The organism is Klebsiella sp. MS 92-3, assembly GCF_000195655.1.
Lineage (GTDB): Bacteria > Pseudomonadota > Gammaproteobacteria > Enterobacterales > Enterobacteriaceae > Klebsiella > Klebsiella pneumoniae.
In genome coordinates this window covers 41,649-52,183 of the sequence record NZ_GL882802.1, presented here as the reverse complement: position 1 = coordinate 52,183, position 10,535 = coordinate 41,649, and the positions used below count along the sequence as shown (strand labels likewise).

The 10,535-nt window shown below is 54.6% G+C and carries 12 protein-coding genes and 1 pseudogene; 9 read left to right on the top strand and 4 right to left on the bottom strand.

The features are described from left to right. Positions 1 to 70 (bottom strand): annotated as a pseudogene (locus HMPREF9538_RS32835) (hypothetical protein); the annotation flags it as partial. A gap of 12 nt (positions 71 to 82) precedes the next feature. Next, a complete protein-coding gene (gene fdnG / locus HMPREF9538_RS15135; protein ID WP_085921749.1) occupies positions 83 to 3,133 on the bottom strand; it encodes a formate dehydrogenase-N subunit alpha in 3,051 nt (1,016 codons plus the stop codon). A gap of 156 nt (positions 3,134 to 3,289) precedes the next feature. Here fdnG and fdhD point away from each other — a divergent pair, with 156 nt between their 5' ends. The 9 genes from fdhD to HMPREF9538_RS15185 all read left to right on the top strand — a co-directional run bounded on the left by fdhD (position 3,290) and on the right by HMPREF9538_RS15185 (position 9,730). Further along, positions 3,290 to 4,126 carry a formate dehydrogenase accessory sulfurtransferase FdhD gene (gene fdhD, locus HMPREF9538_RS15145; RefSeq protein ID WP_002882828.1) on the top strand — a complete coding sequence of 279 codons (837 nt, stop codon included), beginning with the start codon at positions 3,290 to 3,292 and terminating at the stop codon, positions 4,124 to 4,126. Positions 4,127 to 4,254: 128 nt separating this feature from the next. After that, on the top strand, positions 4,255 to 4,467 hold the full coding sequence (locus HMPREF9538_RS15150) for a YdgH/BhsA/McbA-like domain containing protein (protein WP_002882830.1): 213 nt from the start codon (positions 4,255 to 4,257) through the stop codon (positions 4,465 to 4,467). 402 nt (positions 4,468 to 4,869) lie between these two features. Next, positions 4,870 to 5,850, top strand: a complete 981-nt coding sequence (locus HMPREF9538_RS15155; RefSeq protein ID WP_002882831.1) for a 6-phosphofructokinase — start codon at positions 4,870 to 4,872, stop codon at positions 5,848 to 5,850. 11 nt (positions 5,851 to 5,861) lie between these two features. Continuing rightward, on the top strand, positions 5,862 to 6,176 hold the full coding sequence (locus HMPREF9538_RS15160; protein WP_004151864.1) for a PTS sugar transporter subunit IIB: 315 nt from the start codon (positions 5,862 to 5,864) through the stop codon (positions 6,174 to 6,176). Then, the gene (locus HMPREF9538_RS15165) at positions 6,169 to 7,536 is read left to right on the top strand and encodes a PTS sugar transporter subunit IIC (RefSeq protein WP_009484976.1); all 1,368 of its coding nucleotides are present in this window, start codon (positions 6,169 to 6,171) and stop codon (positions 7,534 to 7,536) included. The genes HMPREF9538_RS15160 and HMPREF9538_RS15165 overlap by 8 nt, the downstream gene beginning before the upstream one ends. Then, complete coding sequence (locus tag HMPREF9538_RS15170) at positions 7,523 to 8,365, top strand: class II fructose-bisphosphate aldolase (RefSeq protein WP_002882856.1); 843 nt, start codon at positions 7,523 to 7,525, stop codon at positions 8,363 to 8,365. The genes HMPREF9538_RS15165 and HMPREF9538_RS15170 overlap by 14 nt, the downstream gene beginning before the upstream one ends. Positions 8,366 to 8,423: 58 nt before the next feature. Next, a complete protein-coding gene (locus tag HMPREF9538_RS15175) occupies positions 8,424 to 8,693 on the top strand; it encodes a hypothetical protein (RefSeq protein WP_002882858.1) in 270 nt (89 codons plus the stop codon). 9 nt (positions 8,694 to 8,702) lie between these two features. Next, on the top strand, positions 8,703 to 9,140 hold the full coding sequence (locus HMPREF9538_RS15180) for a PTS sugar transporter subunit IIA (protein WP_009484975.1): 438 nt from the start codon (positions 8,703 to 8,705) through the stop codon (positions 9,138 to 9,140). Continuing rightward, complete coding sequence (locus tag HMPREF9538_RS15185; protein ID WP_009484974.1) at positions 9,137 to 9,730, top strand: AAA family ATPase; 594 nt, start codon at positions 9,137 to 9,139, stop codon at positions 9,728 to 9,730. The genes HMPREF9538_RS15180 and HMPREF9538_RS15185 overlap by 4 nt, the downstream gene beginning before the upstream one ends. Here HMPREF9538_RS15185 and HMPREF9538_RS15190 read toward each other — a convergent pair. Both HMPREF9538_RS15190 and HMPREF9538_RS29825 read right to left on the bottom strand, forming a co-directional pair. Beyond that, complete coding sequence (locus tag HMPREF9538_RS15190; RefSeq protein WP_002882863.1) at positions 9,727 to 10,050, bottom strand: AzlD domain-containing protein; 324 nt, start codon at positions 10,048 to 10,050, stop codon at positions 9,727 to 9,729. The two genes, HMPREF9538_RS15185 and HMPREF9538_RS15190, sit on opposite strands and share 4 nt — an antisense overlap. Beyond that, positions 10,050 to 10,535: AzlC family ABC transporter permease (locus HMPREF9538_RS29825; protein ID WP_009484973.1), on the bottom strand; the 486-nt coding region annotated here is incomplete at its 5' end. The genes HMPREF9538_RS29825 and HMPREF9538_RS15190, both read right to left, overlap by 1 nt.

Genomic DNA, 10,535 nt, shown 5'->3' with positions numbered 1-10,535 from the left:
GGGGGGGGGGGGGGGGGGTGAAACCGTTAGTCGCGGAACGACGAATAATATCTTGCGATTGGTAAGCCATAAGTCGTCTCCGTTACACCTTTTCCACGTTCACAAGGAAAGCTTTGAACTCCGGCGTCTGCGTATTCGCATCACCGACGAACGGCGTCAGGGTATTGGCAATAAAGCCTTTTTTCGCCACGCCCTCATAGCCCCAGTGAATAGGAATGCCGATGGTATCGATATCCTTACCGTCAACTTTCAGCGTGCGAATACGTTTGGTCACCACCGCCTTGGCTTTGATATAGCCGCGGTTGGAGGAAACTTTCACGGTATCGCCGTGGCCGATGCCGAGCTTATTCGCCAGTTTTTCCCCGATCTCCACGAACTGTTCCGGCTGGGCGATGGCGTTAAGTAGCGCATGCTTGGTCCAGTAGTGGAAGTGCTCGGTCAGACGGTAAGTGGTGCCGACGTACGGGAACTTCTCGGCCTTACCCATCTGCTCGAGATCGCCTTTGAAGACGCGAGCGGCCGGGTTAGAGACCACGTTCGGGTGCAGCGGGTTGGTTCCGAGCGGCGTTTCAAACGGCTCGTAGTGTTCCGGGAACGGTCCTTCCGCCATCTTGTCGATAGCGAACAGACGGCCCATCCCTTCCGGCTGCATGATAAACGGACCGACGTCGCTGCCAGGCGCGGCGGCGCTGTAGTCCGGAATATCCACGCCGCCCCATTTGGCGCCGTCCCATTTCAGCAACTGACGCTTCGGATCCCACGGTTTACCCTGCGGGTCCGCGGAGGCGCGGTTATACAGGATGCGGCGGTTGAGCGGCCAGGCCCAGGCCCAGCCCAGGGTATTGCCGAGACCGGATGGATCGGCGTTATCGCGGCGCGCCATCTGGTTACCTTCCGGCGTCCAGCTCCCGGCGAAGATCCAGCAGCCGCTGGAGGTGGTGCCATCATCTCGCAGCTGCGCAAAGGAGCTCAGCTGTTGGCCTTTCTTGACGATCACCGCGCCGGTTGCCGGGTCGGTGATATCCGCCAGCGCTTTACCGTTGCTTTCCATCGCCACTTCTTCCGATGCCGGCTCGTGTGGCGTGGAGTAGTTCCACGTCATGTTGAGCACCGGCTCCGGCGCCGGGCCACCCTCTTCGGCATACATCTTACGCAGGCGAGTGAAGATACCGGCGAGAATTTCACCATCGGTGACGGCGATCCCCGGGGCGTCCGCGCCTTTCCAGTGCCACTGCAGCCAGCGGCCGGAGTTGACGATAGACCCATTCTCTTCGGCGAAGCAGGTGGAGGGCAGACGGAACACTTCGGTCTGGATTTTCGCCGGATCGACATCGTTCGACTCACCATGGTTTTGCCAGAAGGTGGACGTTTCGGTATTGAGCGGGTCGATAGTCACGAGGAACTTCAGCTTCGACAGGGAAGCGACGACCTTGTTTTTGTTCGGGAACGAGGCGACCGGGTTAAAGCCCTGGCAAATATAGCCATTCACTTTGCCCTGATTCATCATCTCGAAGTACTGCAGAACGTCGTAGCTCTTATCCCACTTCGGCAGCCAGTCATAGCCCCAGCTGTTTTCCGCGGTGGCTTTGTCGCCGAAGAAGGCTTTCATCATGGAGACGAAGAACTTCGGATAGTTGCCCCAGTAGTTGACCTGGTCTTTCAGCAGCGGCTTCGGCGTGTTAGCCGTCAGGTAGGTCTGCAGGTCGGCCTGTTTTTCGTTCGGCAGCGACATGTAGCCTGGCAGGCTGGTGGAGAGCAGGCCGAGGTCGGTCAGGCCCTGGATATTGGAGTGGCCGCGCAGGGCGTTGACGCCGCCGCCCGCCATCCCCATGTTGCCGAGCAGCAGCTGGATCATCGCCATGGTGCGGATATTCTGCGCACCGATGGAGTGCTGGGTCCAGCCGAGAGCGTACAGGAACGATGCGGTCTTATCCGGCGCGCTGGTTTCAGCAATGTATTCACAGACTTTGAGGAAGTCGGCCTTCGGCGTACCGCAGATGTTTTCGACCACATCCGGGGTATAACGGGAAACATGCTGCTTCAGCAGGTTCCAGACGCAGCGCGGATGTTGCAGCGTAGTATCGCGTTTGGCGAAGCCGTTTTCGTCCAGCTCATAGTTCCAGCTGGTTTTGTCGTACTGACGTTTTTCTGCGTTATAGCCGCTGAACAGCCCGTCGTCGAAGCTATAGTCCTCACGCACGATCAGGCTGGCGTTGGTGTAGGCTTCGGTGTATTCGCGGTTGAATTTTTCGTTATTCAGCAGATACAGGATCACGCCCGACAGGAAGGTAATGTCGGTACCGGAACGAATCGGGGTATAGAAATCAGCCACCGACGCCGTACGCGTAAAGCGCGGATCGATAACGATGAGCTTGGCGCCGTTATGAATTTTGGCTTCCATCGCCCAGCGGAACCCCACCGGATGCGCTTCTGCGGCGTTACCGCCCATCACTACGACCAGGTTGGCGTTTTTAATATCAACCCAGTGGTTGGTCATCGCACCGCGACCAAATGTTGGAGCAAGACTTGCTACCGTTGGTCCGTGTCAGACACGCGCCTGGTTATCCACCGCCAGCATCCCGAGGGCGCGGGTGAATTTTTGCGTTAAATAGCCGGTTTCGTTACTGGAGGCGGAGGCGCACAGCATCCCGGTCGTCAACCAGCGGTTGACGGTGGTGCCGGCGTCGTTTTGCGCGATAAAGTTGGCGTCGCGGTCCTCTTTCATCAGCTTGGCGATGCGATCGAACGCTTCGTCCCAACTGATTTGCTGCCATTTATCGGAGCCTGGCGCGCGATATTCCGGGAATTTCAGGCGGCTTTCAGAATGGATAAAGTCCACCAGACCAGCCCCTTTCGGACAGAGCGCACCACGGTTGACCGGATGATCCGGATCGCCTTCGATATGGAAAATGGATGCTTTGGCGTTTTTCGCGCCGTCGCCGAGGCTATACATCAACAGCCCACAGCCGACAGAACAGTATGTGCAGGTGTTACGGGTTTCGCGCGTGCGCAGCAATTTGTACTGCCGTGTCTCCGCGAGCGCAGTTGCCGGGGCAAAGCCCAGCGCTGCTGCCGTGGTTCCCGCCATACCGCCAGCGCAGATCTTAAAGAACTGCCTTCTGCTGACCTGCATGGTTCGCTCCTTGTTTCGACATTGTCACATGTAGTTATTTGCTTTGCGGTGAAGGCCGCAAAGGTTCAGAATTAGGGCAAATTTCCCTCATTCCTGAAGGGATAAAAACAGAATACCACATTGTGTGTATGCCTGTTCCAATACGGTTAAAGCAAAGTGAACAAGAAGCCTCTCGAACAAATCAAAAATGTGACGAATGTCACAGGATATCGCCAGGTCTCCCTCTGGAAACGCGAGGATCTGCAACACCCTCAGCCAGATGAGTTAGCGGAAGAGGTGCCCGTCGCGCTGGTCTACAACGGTATCTCCCACGTGGTGATGATGGCCTCCCCGAAAGATCTGGAGCAATTCGCCGTCGGCTTCTCCTTATCCGAAGGGATTATCGAGCACCGGCGGGAGATTTTCGGCATGGACGTGGTAGCGGTGTGCAACGGCCTTGAGGTGCAGATTGAGCTCTCCAGCCGGCGTTTTATGGGCCTCAAAGCCCGGCGTCGCGCGCTGGCCGGGCGCACCGGCTGCGGCGTATGCGGCGTCGAGCAGCTCAATGATATTGGTAAGCCGGTCCAGCCGCTGCCGTTCACTCAGTCGTTCGATTTAGCCAATCTCGATCAGGCCCTGGCGCATCTTAACGACTTTCAACCGGTTGGCCGGCTCACCGGCTGTACTCACGCGGCCGCGTGGGTCCGGTTGACGGGCGAACTGGCGGGGGGGTTTGAAGACGTTGGCCGGCATGTCGCCCTGGATAAATTGTTGGGCCGGCGGGCGGAAGTCGGCGAGGGGTGGCAGCATGGCGCCGCGCTGGTCTCCAGCCGCGCCAGTTATGAAATGGTGCAGAAGGCGGCGATGTGCGGCGTCGAGATCCTGTTCGCGGTCTCGGCGGCCACCACCTTAGCAGTGGAAGTTGCCGAGCGCTGCAATCTGACGCTGGTGGGCTTTTGCAAGCCGGGCAGGGCGACAGTTTACACCCATCCGCAGCGTTTAATTGCGGGTTAAATATTGGTCAATAAATTTGAACAATGACAGCAAATCCTTCCGCTTTTTGTTTAGCGATGTGCGGGCTACTATTTAACACATCAAGGCACAGCGCCTTATCTAAACAACTAAATGAAAGGGTTTATATCATGAAAAGCATCAAAACTTTTGTCGCAGTAATCGCTATGGCCGCCTCTTTCGCTTCCTTCGCTGCTGAAACCGTGACCGCAACCGCCTCCACAATGGACGGCGCGGAAGCGAAAATCGCCGCACAGGCGCAGGCTGCCGGCGCTTCGTCTTACAAAATCACCGAAGCGTTTACCGGCAACCGCGTGCATATGACTGCCGAACTGAACAAATAAGCGTATAGCAACTGTCGAAAGAGCGCCTCAGGGCGCTTTTTTTGTTTTCGTTTTCCGCTTCCCGTCTCTGCGAAATTTGCCAATATTTTCCTCTGCTACGAAAAAAATGTGGCACTAATCACGTTTCCGTTCTTTTCTTAAATCCTCCTTTTTATGGCAAAGGAAAGGTCAGCACGCCTGAATATCTCGATTTTTTAACGCCATGAAATTTAAAGATATTAAAAACAGAAAGCGATGGAGATCACTCTCTTTAAATGGGATATGTATCACAAAAATAGGTGTTTCGCCGTACCTGTCAACTATTCACTGCGGTAATTTAATACGCATTATGTGATCTTCATTGCAAATAGAAGGCTTGTACTCAGGGAAAAATGTTGTCAGGCAAATGAGCGAGGATGCGTCATGAAAATTGGTATCGTTATTAGCGGCGGGGATGTTTCTGGAATGAATAATTTTATATTCCAGATAGCCAGGCAGGCTAATGCCGATATCACGCTGTTTAATGGCGGTATTCCAGGGCTACTGGAGAAAAGTCATCAGGATATGGCGTGGCGCGATCTGGTTGATTATTCAATTACCGCGGTGCCGATCATTACCTCGGGGCGAACCAGTCGCAAACTGCAGCGCAGTGAATATGAAAGCATTGCAAAAAAACTTAAATCTCTGCGTATTGATGTGCTCATTATGGCCGGGGGGGATGGCAGCCTGCAGTTTCTGAATACCCTTAGTGAATTTGAGATTAATTGCTTTGGTGTGGGAATGACTATCGATAATGATGTGTATGGCAGTGATTATACGATTGGTTTTTCCACGGCCTGTGAGCAAATTATTAAAGAAGTCTCTCGTTTAAGAAATACCGGAAGAGCGCTGCCCGGTCGGGTTTTTATGGTTGAGATATTAGGAGGCTATTGTGGAGAACTAACGTTGCAGTCCGCCATTAAATGTAATGCGGATATTGCCCTGATCCCGGAGGCACAGATGCCGTTGGCCGTGCTCGCGGAACGGATTACCCGGAAGCTGAGTACGCAGAATAGCGTCGTTATCCTCTGCTCAGAAGGCTATACCAAAGAGTACTCTCCCGGCTTTCAGGGGGCGATTGATACCATGATTAAACAGCTGGAACCACAAATAGGTGTCCGTATCCGTAAAACGATCGTCGGCTATGGTTTACGCAGCGGTGATCCAACCTGCGAAGAGATTTATCAGGGCACTATTATGGCCAGTGAAGTGGTTCGCTGTATTCAGTCAGGTATGAAAAATAAAGCCATAATAATTAATTCCAGTAACAAACCTATTCCGATTGATTTAGTCAGTATGAAAAAACGTCTGGTCGATACTGAAGGACATCATTATAAACTTGCCAAGCAACTCAATATTATTTGAGGAGACCCTCCATGCTGAAAATTTTATGCGTATGTGGCTGCGGCCTCGGTTCAAGCTTTGCCATTGAAATGACGGCGAAGGCAGTTTTAAAGAAGCTGGAAATTCCCGCTCATATTGAACACACCACCGTTTCCGAAGCTGGGGCCTTTAAATCAGATATGATTCTGACGCAAAAAACCTTTGCCGACATCTTAACTGCCGATGCCAGCGAAGAAGAAATTAAACGTGTCGTGGTGTTGAATAAACTTACTGATAAAGAGGAGATTGAAACTAAGATCGTCGCATTCTTAAAAGAACGTCATCTTAAGGTGGCTGATTATGAATAGCTTCGTGGCGTTTATCGTTAAGGATTTACTCGGCCAGGCATCCATTCTTATTGCTTTTATTGCCATGCTTGGCCTGATCCTGCAAAAGAAATCGCCAGGCAAAACCGCGGAAGGGACATTTAAAACGCTGCTCGGTTTCTTAATTATGATGGCCGGGATAAACATCATTGTCGCCACGCTGACCTTCCTGAATGATATCTTCACCCAGGGATTTGGCATGAAAGGCTATATTACCGATGTGGCCGCCATCGCCGGGTTAGCGAATCGGGAATTAGGTTCGGAGGTGGCGCTGACGCTGCTGGTGATCTTTGCCGTCAATATTATTATCGCCCGGCTGACGCCGCTGAAATATATTTTTCTGACCGGCCAGGCGCTGCTGTGGATGGCGACGATCGGCGCCGTGATTGGCTATAAGTCCGGGCTCACCGGCGTACCGCTGATTTTAACCGGGGGCATCTTCGGCGGCGTGATGGCGGTGTTAATGCCGGCCCTGACGCAGCCGGTGGTCAGGCGCATTACCGGGTCTGACGATGTGGCCCTGGGGCACTTCTGTACTATCGGCTATCTGGTGCAGGCTGCGGTCGCTAAAGTTGTCGGAAAAGGCTCTCGCTCCACGGAAGATCTCGAACTGCCTGATAACTTTAAGTTTCTGCAGGATACCTATCTGGCCATGGCGGTGGTGATGGTGCCGATGTATCTCATCCCGGCTATCGCGGCGGGGCCTCAGTACATCGCGCAGTTCTCCGGCGGCATTAATTACCTGATGTATGCCTTCATGCAGTCCATCCAGTTTGTCGCCGGGGTCTTTGTCCTCTATAGCGGCGTGCGTTTATTACTCAATGAGCTGGTGCCGGCTTTTCGCGGTATCGCGATGCGTATTGTCCCGGATGCAAAGCCCGCTCTCGATTGCCCGGTGCTATTTCCCTATGCGCCGAATGCGGTGATTGTTGGATTTCTGGCAACGACTGTCGGCTCGATTATCGGCATGCTGGTTTTCCCGATGTTCGGCCTGGCGATGATTCTCCCCGGGCTGTTAACCAACTTTTTCGCCGGCGGTACGGCAGGGGTATTTGGCAATGCGCTGGGCGGACGTCGCGGGGCGATGATCGGCGGGGTGATTCACGGCCTGTTTATCACATTTCTGCCGGCCATTCTGGTACCCATGCTGGAGAGCTACGGCTTTACGGGCGTCACCTTCAGCGATTCAGACGTCATCAGCTCCGGTCTGGTATTAGGCCACGCCTTCCAGAATAACTGGCTCTTTGTCGCCTTGTTTATTGTGTTTGTCGCCGCACTGGCATGGTTTGTAAACGGTAAATCCGCTAAGCCGAAAGGGGAAAGTGTTCATGAGTCTGTATAATTTTAATGAGATTTTAAAAATCGCTCAGGAAAGAGATTTTAAAGCGATTGGCTCGTTTAACTTGCACTGTATTGAGATGTTACCGGCTTTTTTCAAAGCCGCGCAAAACAGCCGCAGCCCATTAATGATCCAAATATCAACCGGTACCGCAGAGTATCTGGGGTATCGGTTACTGGTCGATGCCGTGCGTTCATTAGCAGACAGTGAAAATATCCCGACCTGCCTGCATCTCGATCACTGCTCCGATATTAAAGCCATCGAGACGGCAATGAATGCGGGCTTTTCTTCGGTGATGTACGACGGGTCTCACTTAAGCCTCGAGGAAAATATCGGTAACACGCGGATTGTGGTGGAAATGGCCCGGCCGCGGAATATTACGGTAGAAGGTGAGCTGGGGGCGATCGGCGGGTCAGAGGATGGAAAAGCGGTGGCTGCCGAAGATATCTGTTTTACTACCGTCGAAGACGCGACGCGTTTTGTGAAGGAGACACAGGTCGATATGCTGGCCGTCTCCGTGGGCACTGTGCATGGCCTGTACACCGGTAAAGCGCAGATACAGCATGCGCGGCTGAAGGCGATAAGCGAAGCGACGGGCGTGCCGCTGGTGCTGCATGGCGGCACAGGTGTCAGCGATGAGGATATGCGGCTGGCCGTCACCGAAGGGATTAATAAAGTGAACGTCGGAACGGAAATGAACGTGCAGTGGGTCGATCGCTGTAAATCAACGTTTGAGAAAGGAAAAGTAAATGACAGCGTACGGAAATTTTTAATTCCCGCCAACCAGGCAGTGACTGCCGTATTAATGGAAAAAATGGCGCTATTTAAATAGCGTTTTTACCGACACATATCTTTTGTTGCCCTGTCTTCCGCCAGGGAGGGAGCTTGCTATGTTTGAATCATTGAAAACGCTGTGGAAAAAAGAGCAAAACCCGCTGCAGGATTATGATCAACAGTCCCGTCAGCTGGCGGAAGAGATCGCCAGACTGGAAGGCGAATTACAGCGCCAGCCCGATAATAGCGACGTGCAAAAAACATTGATGTTGACTTACAACCGGGCATTATCGGTATATGCCAAAAGTAAGAGCCACCGGCAGGATATCGATGCGCTGTTTCTGCAGATTGATAATTTACGCAATATTATTCGCCGCAATATCTAGGAACAGAGAATGACCATAAAAGAACTGCTTATTGAGGCCGATGCCATTCAGGTTGGCGTTGTGGAGTCCGACTGGCAGCGGGTAATAAAGCTGGCTGCCCGCCCGCTGGAGGCAAAAGGCTTTATTTCGACGGAATATAGCCAGGCGGTGATCGACAATACTTTAAATCATGGCGCTTATTACGTTTTTGATGAAGGGATTGCCATCCCCCATGCCCGCCCCGAATGCGGCGTCAGACGCAACTGCTTTAGCCTGGTGGTGCTGGAAAAGCCTATTCCCTTTGCGGACAGTGAAAAAGCGGACATTGTTATTATGTTTGGCGCCCGGGACAGCAATGCGCATATCGAGGAGGGCATCCGTTCCATCGTCGCGCTGCTGGATAATAATGACACCATGGCCAAACTGCGGATGGCCCGCAGCCGGGAGGAGGTTGTCGCATTACTATGAACAGACATCTGACCCCAGTCTGCAAAACGGCTATTTTAATCAACGGCATTCCGGCCTCGGGGAAGAGTACCATCACCCGTTTGCTGGCGGAGACCTTCAGCCTGCCGGTATTGACCATCGACGGCATCAAAGAGCCGTTTATGGCGCGTCTGGCCCCGGTCGACCGGCCAATGAATCGCCAGCTGGGCTGCGCGGCGTATGAGGTGATCTGGTCGATTGTCGGCGCATCGCCTGCCAGCATGGTCTGGTTGATCGACGCCTGGTTCGGCTTTCAGCCGCGGGAGACCTTGCAGAGACTGCTACAGCAGGCGGGCGTGGAGCAGGTGATTGAGGTCTGGAACCATATCTCTCCGGAGCTGGCCGTCGCGCGCTATGCCTCGCGGCTGGCGACGCGGCCGCCGGGCCACCCCGGAGAAGAGTATTTGCCGGAGCTGGCCCAGCTGGCCGGGCGGGCGCAGCCCATGTCGCTAGGACCTGTACTGACGATAGACCAGCGGCACCCGCTGCAAATCGAACCGGTTATTCAGTGGCTTGAAGGCACGATCGCCGGACAGCACAGCGGTTTTACAGATTACGCTTACTCGTCCTAGGGCATACCCGCCAGGCGCAGCAGCGCGGTCACCACGGCGGCGGCGATAATCACGCCGATCAGCGGGACCTTGCGCCAGGCGAGGAACACAGCGAAAGCAACGCCCAGAACGCGCGCCATACCGGCGAAATGTGCGCCCTCATAGAAAGTGGTGGCCAGGGCGACGGAAAAAAGCAGCACCGTCGCCGCATCGGAAAGCAGCGCCTGCGAGCGCTCGGAAAATGCCAGCCGATTGCCGAGCTTCGCGCCGCCGAGACGCATCAGATAGGTTCCCAGCGACAGGATGGCGATACCGGCGATAAACAGCGTCATATTGCCCATTATTTTTTCCTCGACAGTAAACCGAACAGCGAAAGCAGCACCGGCAGCCCGGTGGGCACAAACGGTACGGCGGCAAGCGCCAGCGCGGCGCCGCTGGCGGCGCGGATCAGCGTAGTGCGGTTTTTAAAGGCCGGGATCACCAGCGCCAGCAGGATCGCCGGGAAGACCGCATCAAGCCCGATGGTTTCCGGCGCCGGCAGCAGTTTGCCGACGGCCGCGCCGGTTAGCGTACCGAGGGGCCAGATCAGCGCGACGCCAGCGCCGCACAGCCAGTAGGCCGCTTTGCGCTGCGCGGGGGTGGGCTGCGACAAGCCAAAGACCACGCTCTCGTCGTTCATAATGTGGCACCCGATAAAGCTTAAGGCGCGCCGACCAACCAGTTCGCGTACGGTCACCCCGAACGGGATATGACGCGCATTGACTAACAGGCCGGCGGCGGCGGCGGGCCCCCCCCGCGCCCCCCCCCCCCCCCCGCCCCCCCCCCC